Source organism: Acinetobacter sp. LipI_23 (assembly GCF_058243045.1).
Genome location: NZ_JBZAYJ010000001.1, coordinates 3,206,496 through 3,230,517, shown reverse-complemented (window position 1 = coordinate 3,230,517; position 24,022 = coordinate 3,206,496). Strand labels below are relative to the sequence as shown.

Here is a 24,022-nt window from a genome sequence, read left to right as displayed (position 1 = left end):
TTTCGGTCTTAAGTTTGTCCCGTCCTGAAATAAGTTTACACCTTTAAGAGGCTTATTTTATGGAACATGAACGAGAACAAAGAGTTAAACGTACACAAGGTGATTATAGCTTTGCCTTTAAAATGATGGTTGTACATGAAGTAGAAAAAGGGCAAATTACTTATAAACAAGCTCAGGCAAAATATGGTATTCAAGGAAGATCAACTGTGCTGGTATGGTTACGCAAGCACGGACAACAGGACTGGACTTCGAATATGCCGCCTTCTTCTAAACGCCAATTAACACCCCAACAACGAATCCGCCAATTAGAAAAGCAGTTAGCCGCAGAAAAGCTTAAAACTGAATTTATTCAGGATGTGATTTATCACATTGATAAAGAATGTGGGACTGATCTTGGAAAAAAGTATACCGAGCACGTTTCAAAGATTGGCAAAGCCAAAGAGGACTAAGCGTTTCACGTTATTGTCAGTGGTTGGGAATCACCCGACAAGCTTATTATCAAGCAGAAAAACGTGCTCAAATGACTGCACAAGCAACTGAACAAATACTTGAGTTGGTTATGGAATATCGTTGTCTCATGCCAAGTATCGGAACACGTAAGTTGTATTGGCTTATTAAAGGCAAATTGTTGCAGCGTGGTTTAAAGTGTGGACGGGATCAGTTATTTAAAATATTGAAAGAGCATAATTTATTGATTCGCCCCAAGCGTCGCTATACAAAAACTACGGATAGCAAGCATTGGATGAAGAAGCATCCAAATTTATTAAAGGATTATTCAGCAGTGCAAGCCAACGAAGTCTTTGTTAGTGATATTACTTATGTTGAGAGTGCTGAAGGCGTACATTATTTATCATTGGTGACAGATGCTTATACCCGTCAGATTAAAGGTTATAAGTTATCGAATGATATGCGTGCGGAGAATGTTATGCAGGCTCTACATATGGCGATGCAGCATGTGACGGATCGAGCGACTAGGATGATTCATCATTCAGACAGAGGCTCTCAGTATTGCTCTGAGCTATATCAATCGGCATTGCGCCATTATGGGATATGTCCTTCCATGACAGATGGATACCTTGCGAAACAGTGTTTCTCATATCAAAATGCATTAGCAGAGCGGATTAATGGAATATTAAAGCAGGAGTTTTTAACTACACGATGTCAAACCATGAAGGAGTTAGATCACTTAATTACGGAATCTATCATGATTTATAATTACTATAGACCACATTTAAGTTTAAATATGAACACCCCGAATCAGATGTATGAGCAAACTAAAACCGAGCTAATTGCTTAACTCGGTTTGAAGTGGAATACTGTCAATCTATTTCAGGACAAGACAGTTTAAGCCAAGCAGTTTTGTTTGCTGGTGACATCGGTACAAAATAAAGGATTTAAAGCACATTGTAAGTCATCAATTTGCTCTTCAGAGACATAGCCCTGTTGTTTCAAATAAGCGGCAACACGGTCATCACGCAGACTTAAAAAGGCCGCATCATACACGCCAAGATCGACAAATAAAGCCGCCGTTTCCAAGCTGTTGAAACGGTCTAAGTAGATTTCGTTGTCATACATAAGGAAAATATGGTCTTGTGTTCCTTGCGCATCAATACTTAAGCGATCCGCCAAGACTTGCGGTGGTGTTTTAATAAAGAGCAGATCCGACAATTGGTCAAACTGGGTGGTGTCGAGTTGATCCTGATCGGTTTTGACTTTACCGAGCCATGCTTTAAACACCAAAACTGCACCGCCGCGAAGGAGCATGCTCCAAATTTGATGGCGCACATCTTCACTGAGTCCGCTGGATTCGGCTTCCAATGCCAGCAAGAACGGGTCTTCTTGTTGCTGAAGTTTTTCAAATAGACCTAAACCTTGCGGTTGGTAAGCCGCGGGGCGAAACACATCAAAGTCGAGTTGTTCAAACACTTGTAATGCGAGGGGAATAGCGGTGTGATACAGCGTATCTAAGGCCTGAACATGAGTCTCGTTGAGTCTACTTTGTTTAAAGAGTTCGACCCAGTCAATACTGGGTAAAAAGGCATTGGCACTATACTGGCGCAAAAATTGTTGTGATTGATCTGAGCCATGTGGCATTGCTTTAGAAATGTTCATCATAAAACTCCAAGAGAAGGATGATCAGTTTCTTCAGCGAAGGAAGAGGTATAAGGTAGAAAAACTGATCTTTTCTTAGTCCTAGTTATCTGCCAATCCCCTGTGGAGATGAATACGACTAAAGTCGTATTTTGTGTTTTTATGCATATTTAGTTTAAATAAAACAAATGCTTGAAAAATTGTAACTAAGTATACAAGTGTTCACTAATGTAAGTGGTGTATTTTGCCATAGTAAAAATAGATGTGGAATTTTTAGTCAATATTATTGGGCTTCAAAGAGCTGGAAATGAGCACTTTGGTCGAAACCGTTAAAACTTTAGTCAGTTTGCCGTATATACAGGGCCTAAAAAAGACAAAACCCAAGTCAGATGACTTGGGTTTTGTGAGCAAATGTAGTGAATTTATTCAGGATTTGAAATTTTTAAACCCGATAACCATGCTCGTAAAGAAGCAGGTTTTAATGGTTTTTTCAAAAGCACGATATTCATATCTTTGACCCGTTGTGGCAGTTCAGGATCTGAGTCTGCTGTAATCAAAGCGACGGGGACATTCTCTTGGCGATTGGCCAAAATAAAGTCCAAACCAATTTTGTCATGATTTAAGTGCTGATCGACCAACCAGACCTGAATGTTTTCTTGCTGAATCATCTCAAAAGCTTGCTCAGGCTCGGTTGCCTTAAACACTTGATAGCCCCATTTGGTGAGTAAAGTCGACATCCCTTCTAAAATGGTTTCGTCATTGTCCAAGCACAAAATTTTATAGGCTTTGGTTTTGAGTGGAACCGCTTGTACAGGCGCTGCCACGACTTTTGGTGGATCAATGATTGGTACTTCAATCATAAAGCATGACCCTTTGCCATACTCTGAATAGACATGCACTGGGTAGTCGAGCAGGCTGGTCATCCGTTGTACGATGGCTAAGCCCAAGCCAAGCCCTTGCTCACCCCACGGTGAGGTATGGCCACAGCGCTCAAACTCTTGGAATAGTTTAATCCGTTGTTCTTCTGCAATCCCGGGTCCTGTATCCCACACCCCAATCCGGATATGGCGTGGCTTGTCCGTGGAGCGGAGTACACCCACCACCACTTTGCCTTTGGCAGTGTAGCGTAGGGCATTACTGACAAAGTTTTGAATAATACGGCGAATCCACTGTGGGTCAGTATCAATCCAGAACTGAGCATCATGTACGCTGAAACGAATACTGCGCTGTGCTGCAATGGATTTAAACTGCAATTCGAGGTCACTGAGTAAATCATGCAGCGGATAAGCCTGACGGTTCGGTTGAATGGTACCACCTTCAAGACGTGCAATATCCAGCAGGGCAGACAACATACTTTCTGCACCGTGTAAGGCACGATCAAGCTGTTGTAGGGTTTTACGGTCTTCTTCACTTTGTACGCTTTGTTCTAAAGCCGTACTGAACAGACGCGCGGCATGCATGGGTTGCAATAAGTCATGACTGGCCGCGGCAATAAAGCGGCTTTTCGACATATTGGCTTTATCGGCTTGCTCACGTGCTAGTTGTTGTTCAGTTAATGCATCTGCTAGCTGTTGAGTTCGGTCTTGGACACGCGCCTCCAGCATGGCTTCGTTTTCACGGAAGGCGGTAATGTCGGCGAAGGTGGTGACGAAGCCACCGCCTTCAATTGGATTGCCGCGCATCTGAATGACACGACCATCTTTACGAATCCGTTCAAACTCGTGTGCGCTACCGACTTGCATCCAGTGCATCCGTTTCCGTACATGTTCTTCGACCGAACCCGGGCCACATTCGCCGCGCTCTGCGTTATACCGAATCAAATCGGAAATTGGACAACCGACATAGACAATGTCCTTCGGATAATCAAACAGTTTTAAATATTGGTTATTCCATGCCACCAAACACATATTTTCATCGACCACACTCACCCCTTGGGTCATGTGGTCAATCATGGTCATGATCAGGTTTTGATTAAAACGTTGCCACTGTGAGGCTTGGTCCAGAATGTTTGCCACTTGCCCCAAAGCGAGGCCATTGTTGACCATTGCGGTGGTGAGCAGGGTACGTGCCGATGCAGCGCCAATCGTGCCTGCTAAATATTGTTCGGTAAAACGCCACCACATGCCGTTGGCATTGCTGTTTTCATTCAGCACCACATTGTTCTGGGCACAGAACTGTTGGAAAGCGCGCATAGTTGCGCCATCGCCAGTAATCCGTTTGGCTAAGGTGATTAAATCACCAACTTTTAAGCGTGCAACATCGTGATGAATGTAGTTGATGTCTGTTGACGTGCTCTGTGTTGGCAGTGGCTTAGTTTCATAATAGAAAAAGCTTTCTGCTTGAATTTGTTCGGCCACGCTGGGGCGGAAAATTCGGGAAATCCAAATGTATAAAATAATATTCAGACCCAGTGCCCACACCACCCCATGGGTAAGTGCGGCAAAGGATTCAAAACCGAGCAGGGCTTCAGGACGTAACCAGTTAATGCCCATTGGCCCGAAATTGAGAAAGCTTTCGGTAAAGTGTGAATATTCAGCAGGCAAACTGCGCAGTACAGTGGGTAACAGTAGGGTGTAGGCCCACATACCAAAACCAGCCAATAAACCTGCATAGACGCCTTGTTTACTGCCGCCACGCCAGTACAGACCACCTATGAGGGCAGGTGAGAACTGAGCCACCGCACTAAAGGCCAACAAGCCAAAGACTGAAAGTTGGTCAATGTCATTGAAAAAATGGAAGAACAAAAAGCCCAATAACATTACGGCTAAAATACAGACCCGACGGGTAAATTTAAGCACCAAAGGTAAGCGTTTATCGTGGCGGGACAGTAAATTAGTACGCCATAAGGCAGGCATGATCAAGTCATTACTGAGCATGATCGATAGTGCCACTGAAGACACCAACAGCATACCCGTAGAGGCAGAGAAGCCGCCTAAAAAGGCCAATAGGGTTAACCAGTCTTGGCCATAACTTAAAGGTAAAGACAAAACCGCTACATCGGGAATCGCTAAGTAACCTGGCGTTGCATGCAGCGCCCAACTGGCAATCGGGATAATAGCAATGATGGTTAAAACTAAATAGACTGCGAACCAGCGCCGTGCCCCGCGAATATGCTTTTCATCACGCAATTCGACCACAGCGACGTGGAACTGACGCGGTAAGCAAATGATCGCGAGTCCAGCCAACAAGGTTTGAATCCAAAATGTATCGGGCACCCCAATGAGTTGTACTTGATGGAAAGTCTCTGCGACATCTTTGGAAATTTGATGGATGTTTTCAGGTGCAGCAAACACGAAAAAGAGTGCGACACACAGCAAAGCAAACAGTTTGACAAAAGACTCGAAGGCAACCGCCAACATCAGACCACCATGTTGTTCTGTATTGGCAATCTGTCTGGTCCCGAAAATCATGGCTAAAATGGCCAAAATACCAGTGAGGAATAACACACCGTTGGTGGTTGAGGCGATACTGCCTGCGGTGGGCTCTAAAATCACCGCAGCACTGAGTGCAATAGCGCGTAACTGCAGGGCTAAGTAAGGAATAATCGCAATGACGGCGAGGATAGTCACCATTGAGGCCAAAGGCCCACTTTTACCATAGCGTGCAGCGACAAAATCGGCAATCGATGAAATAGCATGGTGCTGACGGACGCGGCCTAAACGACGCCAAATGTCATAGCCCAGTGCGACGAAAAGTAGTGGGCCAAGGTAGATCGGCAGAAAGATAATGCCTTCACGAACTGCTGCACCTGTTGCGCCATAAAAGGTCCAAGATGAACAGTAGACCCCTAAAGTTAAACTAAACAATAGCATGCGCCCACGCGTGCTCAGGCGGCTGGCGTGTTTCTCACCAAAAAAGGCGCAGATAAAGAGTAAGACGATATAGAGGGCCAATACCCCGATAATGAGCCAGCTGTTCATTTTACCTAAAGTTTTTCCATCATCTCGGCCATCATAGCGCATCTGGGATAGAGGCTGCTGAGCTTGTTTAAGATTTACAGACCAAAGTCTAAATTACAACCAATACAGAAGCTTGCTACTTTAGCAAATGTAATAATTCGAATTAAAAAATTGTATCTACGGTTGGATACAGACAGGAGTATGGTTATGGATGAGAGACAAGTAGAACAGATTCTACAAAATCCCAAATTCAAGGAAATGGTTAGTCGTAAAAGTAAACTGAGCTGGACACTGACAACCATTATGTTGGTTGTATACGTTGGTTTCATGTTGTTGGTCGGCTACAACAAAGAATTTTTAATGACTTCAGTCAGTGGTGGGGTGACCACGATTGGCATGCCATTGGGTCTAAGCATTATTGTATTGTCTTTTGTTTTGTGTGGTGTTTATTCGTATATCTCGAATAACAAACTCGACGCATTAAATGAAGAAGCAATGCGTGAAGTCGAAGCCATTGCGCAAGAGAAAGGACAGCACTAATGAAATGGAATTCATTGAAAGCGCTTGCAGTCGCTGCTACAGCACTGTTGGCTTCGAGCCTAGCACTTGCAGGCCCAGATTTGGGTGAGGCTCAACAGCAAGCTACAAACTGGCATGCAATTATCATGTTCGGTATCTTTGTCGGATTTACTTTGCTCATCACCAAATGGGCAGCAAAACAAACCACCAATACTGCTGACTTCTATACAGCGGGTGGCGGGATCTCAGGTTTCCAAAATGGTTTAGCGATTGCGGGTGACTATATGTCCGCAGCGTCATTCTTGGGTATTTCCGCAATGGTTTTCAGTTCAGGCTTCGACGGCTTGCTGTATTCATTGGGTTTCATGGTCGGTTGGCCAATCGTATTGTTCTTGGTGGCTGAACGTCTACGTAACTTAGGTAAGTTCAACTTATCTGACGTAGTGTCATTCCGTTTAGCAGAAAAACCAGTACGTACGCTTGCAGCAGTAAGTTCATTGGTTGTCGTTGCATTCTATCTGATCGCTCAGATGGTGGGTGCAGGTCAGCTGATCAAACTGTTATTTGGTTTGAACTACAACATTGCTGTAGTGATTGTCGGCCTTCTGATGATGGCTTACGTGATCTTCGGTGGAATGTTGGCAACAACTTGGGTACAGATTATTAAAGCTGTGATGCTTTTGTCTGGCGCGACATTCATGGCTTTCATGGTGATGAAAGGCGTAGGCTTCAGCTTCTCTGAAATGTTCACACAGTCAATTCAAGTTTTCTCTAAAGTACATGACATTTCTTTAGCAGAAGCGGGCAATATCATGGGCCCAGGTAAACTTGCAGCGAACCCAATTGATGCCATTTCTTTAGGTTTGGCTTTAATGTTCGGTACAGCGGGTCTACCACACATCTTAATGCGTTTCTTTACCGTTAAAGATGCTAAAGAAGCACGTAAATCAGTGGTTGTAGCAACGGGTTTCATTGGTTACTTCTACCTTTTAACTTTCATCATTGGTTTTGGTGCGATCCTTTATGTATCGAACAATCCACAGTTCCTTGATGTCGCGAAAATGGCAGTAACTGGCAAGCTAGAGCTTGTTGGTGGTAACAACATGGCAGCGGTTCACTTGTCTGATGCATTGGGCGGTGACTTGTTCATGGGCTTCATTTCAGCAGTGGCGTTCGCAACGATTCTTGCTGTTGTTGCAGGTCTGACCTTGTCAGGTGCTTCAGCAATCTCACATGACTTGTACGCAAACGTGTTCAAGAAAGGTCAAACGACTCCTGAATCTGAACTTCGTATGTCTAAAATCGCGACTTTAGGTCTTGCTATTTTTGCAATGATTTTAGGGATTCTGTTCGAGAAACAAAACGTTGCCTTCATGGTCGGTTTAGCATTCTCTGTAGCAGCATGTGCCAACTTCCCAGTGCTTGTACTGTCAATGTTCTGGAAAGGTTTAACCACACGTGGTGCGGTGATTGGTGGTGTGATTGGTCTAGTGACTGCAGTAACACTAATTATCTTATCTAAAGCCGTTTGGGTCGATACATTGGGTATTTCTGAAACGCCAGTGAACCCATTCAATGGTCCAGCAATCTTTGCAATGCCATTGGCGTTCTTCTGCTGCTGGTTGTTCTCTGTGACTGATAACTCAGCACGTGCACAAGCAGAACGTAAAGCATTTGATGCGCAGTATGTACGTTCGCAAACAGGTATTGGTATTTCAGGCGCTTCAGATCACTAATCTGAACCTGAAATAAAAAAAGCCCCATTCATTGGGGCTTTTTTTATGGTGTTGACGCTCCTAACTGTGTTGGCTTTGAATGCTGAAAGACCTAGATTGTGATATTCAGTACTCAAGCAGTACTCAAATTGTTGGGCAAAATGAATCGACTGACACGAATAAAAAGCATCGGTTTCAGTGGCTATTCATGCTAAGTTTAAAAAGCGAGAACAAGAACCAATCAAACTTGGCTTTAAAAATAACAGGCTGCATATGCAAGTATTTGTCGAATTTTGGAAAGGCTTCCGTCTACTGCCTTCAGCATGGTTACTGCTGTTGCAATTTATTATGCTGATTTTGGCGCTGTTGAGCGGCCATAGCTTGTCCTTACGTGTATTGGTTTGGGGCTTAGGTGTTTTGGTCCTGTTACTCATTGCCAAGGTCATTCGTCAAACTCCCGTGTTTACCATCCTCGGCTTGAGTTTTGTTGGTGGGGCATTGTTCTTTTCCTTACTGATTTTGCTGGGTGCGCGAGATCCGATGCTGTTGGTGATTAGCCATGCCTTTGAGGCGATGGCCTATTTTATTGCGGCCTATGGCTTGCTGCGCTATATGTTTGCAGACCGTTATTTGACCAAAGATGAGCTATTTGCTGCAGGGGCAGTGTTTACGCTTATTGCATGGGGTTTTGCATTTTTATATAGCATTTGCCAGATTTTAGAACCCAATAGCTTTTTAAATCCCAATGTGGCGGGCGCACAGTCATGGCTCGATTTACTTTTTTTAAGCTTTAGTTTGCAGTCGGCGACAGGTTTGTCCGATTTAATGCCATTAACACCGCTGGCTCGTATGATTGCGATGTTACAGATGTTTTGTGGGGTGATGTATTTGGCTTTAGTCGTCTCACGCTTGATTGCCTTGCAGTATATTCAGCATCGACCCAATGATCATAAAGAAAATTAAACTGTTACAGGATTCGCACTGCCTTATTTTTAAACATAAATTATGATAGAACAGAATCGTTAAATTTTAAGCTATTCATTCTTCACTCTTTATTAGACTCGTCTAATTAACCATTTTGGTTATATCTTTGTACTAAAAATAATTTTCTGGGGGAATTATGCCTTCCATAAAGCCATCGCTGTTTGCAAACATCAAACGGAATGTATTTCTCAGCACTGTCGTGATTCTGGTGCTTTTTCTGGCCTTGATTCTTTTTGACCCAAGTGGTTTTGAGGCTTTAACTAAACATTTAAATCAATGGATTATTGACTCATTTAGCTGGTTTTACGTTTTATCTGTCGCGTTATTTCTGATCTTACTGATCTTTATTGCACTCTCCGATATGGGGAAAATCAAACTCGGCCCCGATCATAGTCTGCCTGAATATAGCAGTGGCTCTTGGTTCGCCATGCTGTTTACTGCAGGGATGGGGATTGGTTTGATGTTCTTCGGTGTCGCTGAACCCGTGATGCACTATGTCAACCCGCCCACGGGAGACGGGCAAACCGTAGATGCCGCACAACAAGCGATGCGGATCACCTTTTTCCACTGGGGATTACATGCATGGGCCATTTATGCGCTTGTGGGATTGTCACTGGCCTATTTCTCTTTCCGACATAATTTGCCTTTAAAGGTTCGCTCCGCTTTATATCCTTTGGTGGGCAAAAAAATCTATGGTGCAACGGGAGATGCGGTCGATACCTTTGCAACCTTAGGCACCATTTTCGGGGTTGCGACCACACTTGGTTTTGGGGTGACCCAAATTAATTCGGGACTGAATTATTTATTTGGTATCCAGCAAAGTATTGGTATTCAGGTCGGGCTGATTATTTTTGTCACTTTTTTAGCTTCGCTCTCAGTCGGGTTTGGTTTGGACAAAGGTATTAAACGGCTATCTGAATTGAACTTGGTGCTGGCAGTGGTTTTACTGCTATTTGTGTTTTTTGCCAGTTCTTCTATTTATATCTTACAAACCAGCATTCAAAATGCAGGGCAATACGTATCCAATCTGTTCACGATGACCTTCAACCTCTATGCCTATCAACCCAATGGTTGGATTGGCGGTTGGACCATTATGTATTGGGCTTGGTGGATTTCGTGGTCGCCTTTTGTTGGAATGTTTATTGCCCGAGTGTCTAAAGGTCGAACCATTCGCGAGTTCATTGTCGGGGTGTTATTCATTCCTACAGGTTTTACCCTGATTTGGATGGGCTTCATGGGGAATGCAGCGCTGTTCAGTATTATTCAAGATGGTCATACTTCTTTAATCTCAGCGGTACAACAAGACTCATCCGTCGCACTGTTTGAATTTTTGACCCATTTACCTTTCTCTCAAATATCGAGCCTGATTGCGACCGTTCTGGTGGTGCTATTCTTTGTGACTTCAGCCGACTCAGGCTCATTGGTGATTGATTACTTAACCGCAGAAACAGAAAACTCACCCTTGTGGCAACGGCTATTTTGGACCATTTTGATTGCGTTACTGTCGATTATCTTACTGATGGCAGGCGGACTTTCGGCCTTACAATCGGCTACCATTATGAGTGCCTTGCCCTTTACTTTGATTATGTTGCTGGTCTGTTGGGGCTTACTGAAAGCACTGCGTTTGGATGTCACCAAAATGCGTGCACTACAAGATGCACGAATCACGCCACGTGCGATTCAAAATCCACGCAGTTGGCAACAGCGTCTAGGTCTGATTATGCATTATCCACATACCCAGTCTGAGGTCGAAGAGTTCATTGGTCAGCAAGTACAACATGCATTTTCAGCGGTACAAAAGGAATTTCAGCGCCGTCAGCTAGACGTGACCATTCAACCGATTGAGCATGGCTTGCAGTTACGCGTGGATCACCATAATGAAATTAACTTCATCTATCAGGTGGTTGCCCGTGAAACCCAGCCACCCAGTTTTATGGCAGATCGACTTGAAGAACAGCAGTTTTATCAAGCTGAAGTTTTCTTAAGAGAAGGTGGGCAGAATTATGATGTGATGGATTGGACTTTAGATGATCTATTGCAAGATATTATTGACCAATATGAGCGTCATTTACATTTCTTAAATTTAGTCAGAGCCACAAACTAAAAAAAGGACGCTTTAAGCGTCCTTTTTTTCTATTCAGTTTCTAAATTGAATTAGAAGCGGAATTTAGCGTTTACGCCAACAGTTTGTGTATCGAGATTCTCAGTATTGTCTTTAGCGTTAGCATTTACATAGCTTGCGCCTACAGCAACTGCTGGAGTGATGAAGTAGTTAACGTTTGCACCCCAAGCTGAATCTGGAGTACCAGCAAAGCTTGATTCAACATAAGAAGCGCCAACACTTAACGCAGGAGTTAAGTAAAGGTCAGTTTTAAGTTGGTAAGCGGTGTCTTCACCGTAAACAAGACCAGCTTCTAAGCCGAGCGCCATGTTTGTACCGTCGATGTTACCTACGTATTTAGTACGTGCAGTAACCGCGTCTTGATCTTCACCGATCGTAGCAGCTTCACCAACAGCTTTAACAACACCATTGCCCATTACGTTGAATGCATCAAGCGCAGTTGTGTCAGCAACGCTAGTATAACCGACAGCAACCAAGAAGTTTGGCGCAGCTAAAGCACCCACTTCAAGTGCATAACGGTCGCCATTGTCATCAGGAGTTTCGCTGTTTTTACCATCGAAATGCGTGTGGCTATAAGACGCACTTGCATATGCTGGAACGAATTTAGTAGGAATATACGCTTCAGCTTTAGCGCCGTAGTTGTGTGCGATGAAATCAGTACCGTCAGTGCCTAATTCAGCATAGTTATATGCCAAAGAAACATTTGAAGCTTGGTTTAAAAAAGCAGCTTCAGCTAAAGGACCTTTAGATGAATCAACATCTTTAAAGTAGAAAGTACCTTGTAAACCGCCAGTAAAATCTTTGTCATTTGCATCAGATGCATCGATGTATTCAGATTGACCTTGTACTTCGAATTGGTATGCTTGAGCACCGGTCATGGCTAATAATAAAGCAGTGGCTAAACCGAGTTTTTTCATGATATTTACCAGATTGTTAACATTGGATTAAACTAATGCTATTCTATTGTAACAATTTATTAAGTCAATGAGCTCTAATGGTATTATATTATTGAGTAATTACTCTAGCTATGTTAGAGGTTAAAAATTGCTCAATTGAGTGTATCCATGTCAACCAAAAAAAACTTACAGCAGAACAATAGGGTATACCTATTTAGAAAACAGAGAATGTAGGAAAATGAATTGTACTGAACTTGGGTTTTAATTGGTAAATTAGATTGAATATATGGATATAAACGATAAAAAAGTTAAATAAGGCACCTCAAATATAGGCGTTTTTGTGTCCTAAATCTAAAAAACGCCTAAAATTAGCGCAAAAAGCTCGTTTTTTGCTTGCATAATGTACATATCCTCTGAGTATTTGTGATAATTTTCACGCTAATTATAGCGTTGTGTTAATCCATAGTGCTTTAGTTGGCTTTACAAGTGAACGGATTTATTTCATAATGATTTTAGCGAATCATTTAACAATATTGTTGTTTTCTGAGAAGCTAATTCTCCTCAAACAGTTTTTGTTTATCTGCCCAACTTTCCCCAAGGTTGGGCTTTTTTTTTATTTAAATTTTCGAGATCTTATTTTTTTCTGAATAAAAATATATTGCAATTTAATGCATAATAATGGTGCGAATTTGAGGCTATATTTTTCATTAAAAACTTTTATTTGAGCAAAAAAAAACCAACCTCTAAAAGAGGTTGGTTTTTTCAGCCAAAACTTGTGGGAAAATTAGAATATCTGCTGAGGATATACTCTAATTCGCCCCAATACTGTGCATTATGCACTTAAATGTTGCATGTGTAAATATAGGCACTTTAAAAAATGGGAATTAAAAATATTGAATGAAATTCACACTAAACATGAATATTATTAAGGATGGATTGACTCAGCTTTCATAGGTGCGTGAAAGTTTAGCCATGATTATTTGGGGATGATGAAATCTTAAAACGATGCAAAACAAAGAATTAATCACTTAAATACACGATATACTAGATCTCTTGCGAAAGTCATTATTGCAAGTTTATCCGGTTTACGAGTGCAGCAATTAAGTTAATGCGTAAACCGAATCTTTTCCGTCTATTTCGATAGCGTTCACTTAATATTCTAAATGTTTTCAATTGACTATTAATGTGTTCGATCACAACTCGTATTTTTCCAATCATTTTATTGTACCTTTTCTCAACATCAAATAAGGGTAAATTCTTCTTTTTCTTTATTGGCATCAATAATTTAAAGCCATCTTGCTCTAATCCGTAGTACCCTAAATCGGTCATAACATATTCACAATGTTTGAATTTCTTAACCGTTTTTCTTGCCAATTTAATATCATGCTGACTGCCATTCGATATATCTAGCCCTATGATTTGTTTGCTGTTCGGATGATAGATCACTTGTGCTTTTAGCGTATGTTTCTTCTTTTTACCACTGTAGAACTTACTCTGATTTTTTTTTCGGACGTTCTATTGAACATTCTGTCGCATCAATAATGACCCAGTTAAAGTGTTCGTCTGCTGTGGTAATGCTTCGTTTTGGCAGAGTAAAACGTCTTGATTTCATCAATGCATCTTCAACCTTTTTAATGGTTCGATTCACATTACTTTCAGCGATATGGTAATTTGCCGCTAATTCCAGTTGAGTGCTGTAGTTCCGTAAGTAATTGAGAGTTAATAACAACTGATCCTCTATATCTAAAGTATGAGGACGACCTGATTTCTTTTTGAGTGATTCTGCTTTTTCTAAAACCTCTACCATTTCAGTAAAAACTTGTCGAGGTACGCCAACCAAGCGTTTGAATTCAGAATCTGAAAAACGATTTAATTTCTGATATCTCATGAAATTTATATTGAGGTGGTTTTTACTTTCGCAAGAGATCTACTGTTCGTATAATAAACAGTTAATTTAGTTTTCTTTTATTTAGGAATGGGGGCGTGGTTGAAGTATGCGAGAAATACGCTCTGAGTATTTGAGTCAAAAGCTGTATATTGCAATGAGCATTATTATTTTGTCATTGTGCAGCTTATCCATTCCGTTGATGGTCAAAAGTTATCGCGATTACATCAAAACCAACCAAGCTTTAACTGAAATACAAGCCCTACAAGCTGTTGCAGACTTGGCCAATAAGATTTCACGAGAGCGTGCGCCAGCCAACAAACTCATGTCGAGTAATCAACAAGATTTTGCCCAGCATGTGCTTGAGTTAAAACTGTATCGGCTCACGGTAGATGAGCAGATGCAAAAGACTTTAGAGGTTTTAAAGCATTCGAACCTCCCAAATTTAGATTTAAGTTTATTTGACCGTTTAGATGAAGCTTTAATGCAAGGCAGACAGCAGGTGGATGCTTATGCAGCTCTGCCACGTGAGCAGTGCAATGCAGAAAAAATGGATCAGGCCATTTTAGAAATGTTTAATGCTTGGGAGCATAGTCACGATGTCCTAAAAGATGTGATTGCAGTTTCGGGAGGCAAAGACACCGCGATTTCAAACTTTTATACCCAAATTTTATTATTGGCTGACTTACGCGATCAGGCTGGTCGTGCTGCATCCAATGTGATGGCGCATGTAGCTTTTAAACAACCGATTCCTGAAACCAATTTAGCGCGTTCTTTACAGACTCGGAAGCAAGTGATGTATTTGTGGGCACTCATTGATACCTTACAGCCCGAGCGTGATAAAACCGAAGAATTTAAAGTGCTGCATCAAGCGGTTTATAACGAGTTTTTAGCCAAAGGGCTATTGATTGTTGAGCGCTTGATGAATGAAAGTATTTACCATCGACCGTACTATTTAACGGGGACACAGTTAACTGAAGCAATCGTTGATAAATTTTCGACCGTGGTGGAATTGCAAAATTATTTACTCAAATATAGCGTTGAAAAAGCCATCATTGAAAAGCATAAAGCACAAAATATTTTGCTCATAACGGTGGGTATTTCACTCATTTCAATTTTTGCCGCACTGTTTACCATGATCTATGCGCGTAAGAGAGTGTTTAGTCCACTCATTCAAGCGCGTGAAATTCTGTTTGATTTATCCCATTCCAGTATTCGCCCCAACCCGATGGATACCAAAGATCAACCCGCCAATATGTATTCTTTATTTACAGCAATTCAGCAGTTAAAACAGACGCTTCAGCAGCGAGATGCGTTGGAGTTTCGACTCAAGAATATTGCGCATTTGGATTCATTAACCGGGGTTGCAAACCGTTATGCGTTGAATGAATACATTAAACTTTTGGAAAATCAGCCGACTCAGTTTTCGGAGACTTGTTTAATGGTGATCGACATTGATCATTTTAAACAGGTCAACGATGTGTATGGGCACCTGATGGGGGATCAGGTGATTCAGTTTGTGGCTGAAAAATTAAAAGAAAATATTCGGACATCTGACTTGTTGGTACGTTACGGTGGCGATGAATTTATAGTACTGATTGAAAATGTTGGAATGGAGCGCGCTTTAAAAATTGCAGAAAAGATTCGTTCTGAGATTTATGAAGCGAAGTCAGTTGATAATGTACGCTGCCCTGATTTGAAAGTTAGTATTAGTATTGGGGTGGCAATTGGTGCGACCAGTTGGATGGCACTGATAGAAAAAGCCGATCGTGCTTTGTTTCAAGCTAAAGAGCAGGGGAAAAATAAGGTTGTGGCTTATTCAGTCGATGAAGTGAATGAGTCATATTATATTTGAAAGAATTAGATCAAAATAAATAAGTAAATTAACCTGAGTTCGATGAAATCCACTTAACCTTTTAGCATATTTTGGAAAGTTGGCTTATTGGGGTTCAAACAATAAGCCACTACAGCAGCCATGATATTCACCATGAAGTTATTTACCGAACGATGACGTGAATGTTCAAGTTGATGTAAATTTTTTAATTGATCATTCACGGTTTCGATCAATCCTCTTCTGCAAAGTAATTGTTTTTCTTCTTCAGTTTGGATGGGTTTATTTTTCATATTCCGACGTGATGGGGTCAATATTTTCAGTCCTCTTGCTGCTAAAGCTTCGGCTTTTGCTTTGCTCAAATAGCCTTTGTCTCCGAGTAGGATCCCTTTTAATTCTTGAGTTAAAGATTCTAATATAGCAACATCATGAACATTTCCCGATGTCAGCTTGAGATTAATAATTTCACCTAAATTATTGATAACGAGATGTAATTTAAAACCATAAAACCAACCCGTACTACTTTTTCCACGACCGGCCAAGCCTTTAAATACACGATGCCTTTTAATCCGAAGATTATGGCAAACTACCAATTTAGTGGAGTCAATGATACTGATTCCCGTATCTTTTCCTTTCACCTGATGGAAGAAACTACTCAGAGCTTGCAAACAACGGGGCATGATTTCAATAAATCGGTTGTAGCTAAGCAGTTTAGGAAAAGCAGATTTCCAGTATGGAACGATCATTTGGCAATAAAAATATTTGAAGAATCTAAAGCCGGATTGATGAAATAAAATGACAATGGTCATTGCTTCAGACAAGCTTAAAGCTGACTTTTTCAACCTGGTTTTTTGATTAGAAATTAAAGCTTTCTCTAAAGATTCATTAAATATTTTGCAGAAATCATCCAAAATACAAAATAATTCGGTAATATGATCCATTGAGAAGCCTTGTTTTATAACATTTTGTCTTGAGAACCAATATGTTACAAAAACAGGGCTTTTTTTCTACTCTTTTTTTATATCGAACTCAGGTTAAATTAAATAACAGTACAAAAGAATAAATGAAGGGCAAATGCGAACAGACTGTATTTTTTGTCAGATGACACGAAATGAAAGACCTTGCCATATTATTGATAGTAATGATGAATTTATGGCATTTCTCACGATATTCCCCAATACTTTGGGTGCAACAGTGGTGATCCCCAAAAAACATTATTCAAGTTATGCATTTGATTTAGATGATGAAGTTTTAACTGGATTGATGCTATATACCAAGAAAGTTGCGAAAAAGTTAGATGAATTCTTTGATGATGTTGGTCGGACTGCTATGGTATTTGAAGGTTTTGGTGATCTACCATCAACTGTAAGGTTTGGTTTAAATTTTGTTGCACACTTGAATATGGATCTGTTTTTCCTACTAACTCTTTGAGGCATTTAAGGCTTTATAATAATCTTTCTTAGCATGCTTAGCGTGCATTAATTGAACTTTTTTATTAAAGGTCCAAGAGCTTCTTCTTTCAAGCTCTTGCTCGATCTTAGTTATTTTATTCCAATATTGCTCAGAATAACCTTTCAATGGAGATTGATTGGCTAAAAAGAGTAATTCACCTAATGTTGTAAACGCTGAAAGCCAAATATCGATATCAACAATGGTAATTTTCTCGATTTTTGCGCTAGTTTCATGTGTTAAAGCACTATTGTGTTTGTTAAATGTACAAGTCCATTGGCCGTGTGCAATTTTATTACGTAATTCAGAGGGTTCTTGAAGATAGCGGTTGATAATTTGTTCAATCTTTTTTCGACTATTTGGTAAAAAATTTGACTTTTTACCAATACTTTTTCTTGTACTAATTATCAAAGTCTCTTTCCAAGCTTGAATAATAGATTGACGTTTTTGAACAGTAAAAATTTGATCAATTTCTTGTTTTGTGAATCCACATGGAGTGTATATAAGTTTTAAAAATATTGCTTCCGAGTATGCAGTATAAACAGGAATTGCTAATTTTGTGAGTAACTTAATTTTTGATAAAGTCTCAGAATCAAGAGAACCCTCATTAAGAGGTTTTTTAGTTATTAATTTATTAATTTCATTATGTATTAATTTATATGCAGCTTTGGTAGAGCTTACATTTTGGCAAGCTGCCTTAAAAAAATCATGATTGTGATGTTGTATAAATGGAGTCATATATAGATTTTATGAAATAAAAAATTTTAACCGCTTGGAATCGAACCAAGAGCTCTAGTAAAAGATTACTAGCATGTTGACCATACTTACACCACAGTTTCGCCAACATAATACATAAGAAGAATACTAAATAAAATATTAATAAATTTTTTTTATTAAATAAATATAGATCTTTATTTTGACTAAGTGAAAAACCCCCTTCTTATTTAAGAAGGGGGAATTAATCACTTCAACATCGGCTTCAAAAACTTCGCAGTATGTGAAACTTTATTCTTCGCAACCTGTTCAGGCGTTCCTTCTGCAATAATCATCCCGCCACCTGCGCCCCCTTCTGGGCCTAAATCAATTACCCAGTCAGCAGTTTTGATCACATCCAAATTATGCTCAATCACCACAATAGTATTGCCCTTATTGCGTAGCTCATGAAGGATATCTAACAGTTTAGCAATGTCATGGAAATGTAGACCAGTAGTGGGTTCATCCAAGATATACAACGTTTTACCCGTATCACGTTTTGCTAATTCACGTGCCAATTTCACACGTTGCGCTTCACCACCTGATAGAGTCGTTGCTGACTGACCTAAACGAATATAGCCTAAACCCACTTGATTCAGCGTTTCTAAACGACGATGAATGACAGGAATAGCATCAAAGAAATGCATAGCATCTTCAACCGTCATATTCAGTACATCTGAAATATTTTTGCCTTTATAACCGACTTCTAAAGTTTCACGGTTATAACGTTCACCATGACAGTTATCACAAGGCACATACATATCAGGTAAGAAGTGCATCGCAACTTTGATCATGCCGTCACCTTCGCAGGCTTCACAACGACCACCTTTTACGTTAAACGAGAAGCGACCCACAGCATAACCACGTGCTTTGGCTTCAGATGTTTGCGCAAACAATTCACGAATTGGGGTAAACAAACCCGTATACGTTGCAGGGTTGGAGCGAGGTGTACGACCAATCGGGCTTTGATCAATATCAACAACCTTATCAAGGAATTGCAGACCATCAATCGAGTCAAATTTCTCAGCCGTTAATGTCGTTGCACCATTAAGCTGTGTCGCTGCTAAAGGCAATAAAGTACGGTTAATCAGCGTAGATTTACCTGAACCAGACACACCCGTGACACAGGTCATCACACCCAAAGGAATGGTTAAATCCACATTCTGTAGGTTATGACCCGCAGCACCCATCAATTTAATTTGTTCTTCAGGCTTTGGTGGTGTAGTACGTTTTTTCGGTACTTCAATTTTCAGTTTGCCTGATAAATATTGACCCGTGAGAGATTCACTATTCGCAAGAATTTCATTATACGTCCCTTCAGCAATCACATGACCACCATGAATACCAGCACCAGGACCAATATCGATAATATGATCAGCTGCACGAATCGCATCTTCATCATGCTCAACGACTAAAACGGTATTCCCCAAATCACGTAAGCGGACTAAGGTTTCCAATAGGCGATCATTATCACGTTGATGCAGACCAATCGATGGTTCATCGAGGACATACATCACCCCCATCAAACCTGCGCCGATTTGCGAAGCCAAACGAATACGTTGCGCTTCACCACCAGACAATGTTTCTGCTGAACGAGAAAGACTTAAATAATTCAAACCCACTGATACTAAGAAATGTAAGCGCTCTCGGATTTCTTTAAAAATCTTATCGGCAATTTCGCCTTTTGCGCCATCAAGATTTAAATCTTGATAATAACTTTCCGCATCACCAATCGACATTTTGGTAATTTGAGCAATAGTTTTGTCTTTAACTCGAACATGGCGTGATATTTCATTCAGACGTGATCCACCGCAGGCATCACATGCTGCATTAGACAGGTACTGTGCTAAATCATCACGAACATAGTTACTCTCAGTTTCACGATAGCGACGTTCTAAATGTGGCAAAACTCCTTCAAAAGGTTGCACACGATTATGCTTACGACCACGCTCATCGATATAACTTAAATCAACTTTTTCTTTGCCTGTACCGTAGAGAAATTTCTTTTTGGTGTCGGCATCCAGTTCATTCCAAGGCGTATCCAAAGAAAAGCCAAAATGTTCAGCCACTTTTTCAATCATGCTGTAGTAGTACGGGCGTTGTCTGTCCCAACCACGAATCGCGCCTTGGCTAATCGAAACCTCAGGACTTGGAATGAGTTTTTCGGCACTAAAATGGCTACGGGTCCCTAAACCATCACAGGTTGGGCAGGCACCAAAGGGATTGTTAAATGAAAATAAACGGGGCTCAAGTTCCGCAACAGCACGGTCACATTCAGGACATGAGTGTTTAGCCGAAAAAACCCGATCTGGGTGTTCACCGTTCATCCACGAAAGAATGGCAATATCACCGCCCAAACGTAGAGCCGTTTCAAAAGATTCTGCAATGCGGTTGCCGAGGTCATCACGAACTTTAAAACGATCGACGACCACTTCAATGGTGTGTTTTTTCTTTTTATCGAGTTCTGGAATTGGGTCTAGATCAACAATCTCACCATCGACACGCGCCCGTACAAAACCTTGACTTTGTAGCTGTTCAAACAGGTTGGAATATTCGCCTTTACGCTCACGCACCACAGGTGCAAGCAGCATCAGCGCTGTTCCTTCATCCAATCCTTTTACCGCATCAACCATTTCCGATACGGTCTGTGCCACCATCGGCAAATCATGCTCTGGGCAAAATGGCGTACCGACACGTGCGTAGAGTAGACGTAAATAGTCATAAATTTCGGTAATGGTGCCCACCGTAGAGCGTGGGTTATGGCTGGTTGACTTCTGTTCAATCGCAATCGCAGGACTTAAGCCTTCAATTGAATCAACTTCAGGTTTTTCCATTTGTGATAAGAACTGGCGCGCATAGGCCGAGAGCGATTCGACATAACGACGCTGGCCTTCGGCGTACAGCGTATCAAATGCAAGCGATGACTTACCTGAACCAGAAAGTCCCGTGATCACCACGAATTTGTCGCGGGGAATATCAAGGTTCACATTTTTTAAGTTATGGGTACGTGCGCCTCGAATACGGATATGACTTTGGCTCATAAAACTATCTCGAAATTGTGCAGATGAAGGAGGTATATGATAACGACTTATGCTTTATTCAAGTGTTAAACATGATTTTATAGCGACAAATCATGTCGGCCAAAAGAAAAGTGATGCTGCTAAACTGTAGCTAGATTTCAGTGTTGAAACAAGTCTCAAGCTATCGATATTGGCTGCGACTGAAGATAGAAAGATGTTTACGCATTGCGTAAAAAAGAGTGGATCTCCCATTCGGCGTAGCGCAAAAGTTGAATCATGGCTGTCTATTTTTTGTTTGCCGTACGCCTTCAGGGATAGAGTATTGTCATGGTTGCAGTATTTAGCATGCTAGCGCATAACGACGTTCAAAGATTGAATCGACCGTCTCAAAAGCAAAGGGACGGATAATGTCATGATGGAGACGGGCATAGAAATTGACTTTATGCTCAAGAGTTTGTAAGAAGGCATCGTAGTCATCTTCAAAGTCTGGCAGGTCGAGTAAGTCTTGTTCTCGACTTAAAACACAATGATATTTTTTAATAAAAGCCAACATCAATTTTTGAATATGTGGATTGGTATAATAAATGAGGTAGGTCGCGGCAGAACCGCAGTGTAAACAGCCTTTTTCAAGGTATATTTCTTCGTTATTTAGCCAGCAGCATTGTACGGTAAAAAATGCACGAATGGCTTCAGTACCTAGAGTATCAGGATGCATGAGAACGGCCCTCGAAAGTTAATTGTGTAAATGATAATTATTATTATTATTAAAGTTTAGTTTTAAATGCTTAAAATAGCAATCGCGCCATCTGAAAAATACGAGATTTGGTCAATAAAAAGCCCTGAAGAGTTCAGGGCTTTTTGGATCATTTTCGCTTTTAAGCGTGGTCTAAACCGAGCCATTGTTGCTGTTTATAAGCGCTGTCCCAGAACAACCATTCGAGTTCAGCCCCTTTACGGTAGGCTTTATGCATTTTCTCAATGGTGTCTGCATCGCAACGCGCAGCCACTTTATCGATGGTTGCAATCACATTACGCACAGCTTGGTTGAACTCTTCACCTGCGTAAGTATCGATCCAGGCTTGGTATGGATTGTTGGCGATAGAGTTACCCACAATGTCTTTACCGACTTCAGCATAAATCCAAAAACAAGGTAAGAGCGCTGCTAACACCACAGGGTAGCTTTCAGACCATGCTGTTGCCGTTAGAAATGAAGTGTAATGGTGACATGCCAAAGTCAGAGGTGTTTCTTCAAACTGTTGTTTTGAAATATCAAAATTTTTCATAAAGCCATCATGCAAACTGCGTTCCACCACAATTGCTTCTTTAGCCCCTTGGCTAAACTGAATAATGTCGTCAGCCTCATACGCTTTGGCACCACACACCGCTAAAGCACGACCATAAGCCACCAAGTAGTGCGCATCTTGAATCACATAATGACAAAATGCTTCTTTATTAAGTGTGCCTGAAGCCAATTCTTGGTTAAAAGGTAAAGCCAGTGTTTTTTGATATAAGTCGACATTACGCTGCCAAACGTCTTGAGAAAAAGCCATGATTAGATCCTAAGGGAAGCCAAAATATGGGCAAGACTATAACAACAGTTTACGCAGAACAACAAACCATCTCCGTACATCGGTGAGATAAGTAAAAATTAACGAAGATGTTTTGGTTTCAGGCGCAAAAAGCGTCATAATTGCGGCCATAAAACTCAACCTGTTTTTTAAGTTTTCGTTCATCTCCAAATTTTTTATAGGTCGATCTGTCATGATGAAACATTTTGGTTTCTCTATCATTTTTACGATCGTGTGTCTTGCGTTGTCTGCGTACTGGGGTTTTACCCATGGACCAGAAGCGGGCTTAAAGACCATGTTTACTGCTTTGACCATCACTGCAATTTTAGCAGTGATGGAAGTCTCTTTATCTTTCGATAATGCCGTGGTCAATGCATCTGTTTTACGTGGTTGGGATCATTTCTGGAAAACGTTGTTCCTGACTGTGGGTATTTTAGTCGCTGTATTTGGTATGCGTTTAATCTTCCCTGTTGCAATTGTGGCTGTAACTGCAGATATGGGCTTTGTTGAAGTCGTACAACTGGCTTTGAATGATCCAAAAACCTACTCGCAACGTCTGATGGATCATCACCCTGAAATTGCTGCGTTTGGTGGTGCATTCTTGTTGCTCGTGTTCTTAAACTTCTTCTTAGATGAAGAGAAAGATACACACTGGTTCCGCTGGTTAGAACGCCGTTTGACCAACTTAGCCAATGTTCCTGCAATGTCAGTCTTCCTTGCACTGATTGCACTTTTGGTGATGGCGGCTAATGTCGATGAAGCCAAACGTCTGGTGGTGACCATGGCGGGAATCTGGGGCATCGTGGTTTATATTGGCGTACAAGTCTTGAGTCATTTGTTGGGTGGTGAACCTGAAGTTGATGAAGATGGCAATGCAGTTACGCATGATGCCAATGGCGCAACCACAGGTGTGGTCAAAGCAGGTATTGGTGGTTTCTTATACCTAGAAGTACTTGATGCATCGTTCAGTTTTGATGGCGTAATTGGCGCGTTTGCCATTACTTCCGATGTCGTGATTATTATGTTGGGTCTCGCGATTGGTGCGATTTTCGTGCGTTCGATGACGATTTACTTGGTAGAAAAAGGGACTTTGGATGCCTATGTCTTCCTTGAGCATGGTGCACACTACGCAATTGGTGCTTTAGCATTCATTATGCTGGCAAGTGGCACAGGTCTACATGTACCAGAAGTTGTCACGGGTTTAATTGGTGTGGCCTTTATTGTTTGGGCTGTTATTGCTTCTATTCAATACAAAAAACATCAAGCCGCTTAAAGCAGATTGCTTTAAAC

The 24,022-nt window shown here is 41.1% G+C and carries 16 protein-coding genes and 1 pseudogene; 8 read left to right on the top strand and 9 right to left on the bottom strand.

All coding sequences use genetic code 11. The features are described 5' to 3' along the window. The first annotated feature begins 59 nt into the window (after window positions 1–59). A protein-coding gene (locus tag AC4CVD_RS15965) for an IS3 family transposase (protein WP_101495500.1) occupies window positions 60–1,297 on the top strand; the annotation gives its coding sequence in 2 pieces (ribosomal slippage) (window positions 60–396 and window positions 396–1,297; 1,239 coding nt in all). A gap of 47 nt (window positions 1,298–1,344) precedes the next feature. On the opposite strand, the gene AC4CVD_RS15960 is transcribed toward AC4CVD_RS15965, so the two are convergent. Beyond that, window positions 1,345–2,112, bottom strand: a complete 768-nt coding sequence (locus AC4CVD_RS15960) for a hypothetical protein (protein WP_004978226.1) — start codon at window positions 2,110–2,112, stop codon at window positions 1,345–1,347. A gap of 401 nt (window positions 2,113–2,513) precedes the next feature. Next, window positions 2,514–6,011 carry a hybrid sensor histidine kinase/response regulator gene (locus tag AC4CVD_RS15955; RefSeq protein WP_062032089.1) on the bottom strand — a complete coding sequence of 1,166 codons (3,498 nt, stop codon included), beginning with the start codon at window positions 6,009–6,011 and terminating at the stop codon, window positions 2,514–2,516. Window positions 6,012–6,197: 186 nt separating this feature from the next. Here AC4CVD_RS15955 and AC4CVD_RS15950 point away from each other — a divergent pair, with 186 nt between their 5' ends. From AC4CVD_RS15950 to AC4CVD_RS15935, 4 genes are all read left to right on the top strand, one after another. Beyond that, complete coding sequence (locus AC4CVD_RS15950) at window positions 6,198–6,530, top strand: DUF485 domain-containing protein (RefSeq protein WP_004691685.1); 333 nt, start codon at window positions 6,198–6,200, stop codon at window positions 6,528–6,530. Beyond that, on the top strand, window positions 6,530–8,245 hold the full coding sequence (locus tag AC4CVD_RS15945; RefSeq protein WP_005401536.1) for a cation acetate symporter: 1,716 nt from the start codon (window positions 6,530–6,532) through the stop codon (window positions 8,243–8,245). The genes AC4CVD_RS15950 and AC4CVD_RS15945 overlap by 1 nt, the downstream gene beginning before the upstream one ends. Window positions 8,246–8,497: 252 nt before the next feature. After that, entirely contained in the window at window positions 8,498–9,187 is a 690-nt protein-coding gene (locus AC4CVD_RS15940) for an ion channel (protein WP_004691682.1), read from the top strand. A gap of 157 nt (window positions 9,188–9,344) precedes the next feature. Continuing rightward, window positions 9,345–11,312, top strand: a complete 1,968-nt coding sequence (locus AC4CVD_RS15935) for a glycine betaine transporter (protein WP_062032021.1) — start codon at window positions 9,345–9,347, stop codon at window positions 11,310–11,312. A gap of 50 nt (window positions 11,313–11,362) precedes the next feature. On the opposite strand, the gene omp33-36 is transcribed toward AC4CVD_RS15935, so the two are convergent. After that, on the bottom strand, window positions 11,363–12,247 hold the full coding sequence (omp33-36, locus tag AC4CVD_RS15930; RefSeq protein ID WP_236770430.1) for a porin Omp33-36: 885 nt from the start codon (window positions 12,245–12,247) through the stop codon (window positions 11,363–11,365). A gap of 1,044 nt (window positions 12,248–13,291) precedes the next feature. Further along, window positions 13,292–14,114, bottom strand: a protein-coding gene (locus AC4CVD_RS15925) for an IS5 family transposase (RefSeq protein WP_087554504.1) whose coding sequence is annotated in 2 segments (ribosomal slippage) — window positions 13,292–13,732 and window positions 13,734–14,114 — 822 coding nt in all. Because the reading frame shifts where the segments join, the coding sequence is not laid out codon by codon here. A 106-nt stretch (window positions 14,115–14,220) separates the two neighbouring features. Between AC4CVD_RS15925 and AC4CVD_RS15920 the strand changes: the two genes are divergently transcribed. After that, on the top strand, window positions 14,221–15,966 hold the full coding sequence (locus tag AC4CVD_RS15920; protein WP_490753425.1) for a GGDEF domain-containing protein: 1,746 nt from the start codon (window positions 14,221–14,223) through the stop codon (window positions 15,964–15,966). A 53-nt stretch (window positions 15,967–16,019) separates the two neighbouring features. Here the strand turns inward: AC4CVD_RS15920 and AC4CVD_RS15915 are convergent, their stop codons facing one another. Next, the gene (locus AC4CVD_RS15915) at window positions 16,020–16,883 is read right to left on the bottom strand and encodes an IS982 family transposase (RefSeq protein ID WP_490753424.1); all 864 of its coding nucleotides are present in this window, start codon (window positions 16,881–16,883) and stop codon (window positions 16,020–16,022) included. Window positions 16,884–17,016: 133 nt separating this feature from the next. Here AC4CVD_RS15915 and AC4CVD_RS15910 point away from each other — a divergent pair. After that, a pseudogene (locus AC4CVD_RS15910) lies at window positions 17,017–17,292 on the top strand (HIT family protein); the annotation flags it as partial. Between the two features lie 69 nt (window positions 17,293–17,361). Here AC4CVD_RS15910 and AC4CVD_RS15905 read toward each other — a convergent pair. The 4 genes from AC4CVD_RS15905 to tenA form a co-directional block, all read right to left on the bottom strand. Continuing rightward, a complete protein-coding gene (locus AC4CVD_RS15905; RefSeq protein ID WP_490753423.1) occupies window positions 17,362–18,129 on the bottom strand; it encodes a hypothetical protein in 768 nt (255 codons plus the stop codon). A 224-nt stretch (window positions 18,130–18,353) separates the two neighbouring features. After that, window positions 18,354–21,185: an excinuclease ABC subunit UvrA gene (gene uvrA, locus AC4CVD_RS15900; RefSeq protein ID WP_490753422.1), complete on the bottom strand. Its 2,832-nt coding sequence runs from the start codon at window positions 21,183–21,185 to the stop codon at window positions 18,354–18,356. Window positions 21,186–21,504: 319 nt separating this feature from the next. Beyond that, the gene (locus AC4CVD_RS15895; RefSeq protein ID WP_490753421.1) at window positions 21,505–21,879 is read right to left on the bottom strand and encodes a hypothetical protein; all 375 of its coding nucleotides are present in this window, start codon (window positions 21,877–21,879) and stop codon (window positions 21,505–21,507) included. A gap of 160 nt (window positions 21,880–22,039) precedes the next feature. Continuing rightward, on the bottom strand, window positions 22,040–22,714 hold the full coding sequence (tenA, locus tag AC4CVD_RS15890) for a thiaminase II (RefSeq protein WP_004691671.1): 675 nt from the start codon (window positions 22,712–22,714) through the stop codon (window positions 22,040–22,042). A 211-nt stretch (window positions 22,715–22,925) separates the two neighbouring features. Between tenA and AC4CVD_RS15885 the strand changes: the two genes are divergently transcribed. Further along, window positions 22,926–24,005 (top strand): DUF475 domain-containing protein, encoded by a 1,080-nt coding sequence (locus tag AC4CVD_RS15885; RefSeq protein WP_058870674.1) that lies wholly within the window; start codon window positions 22,926–22,928, stop codon window positions 24,003–24,005. The last annotated feature ends 17 nt before the right edge of the window (window positions 24,006–24,022 follow it).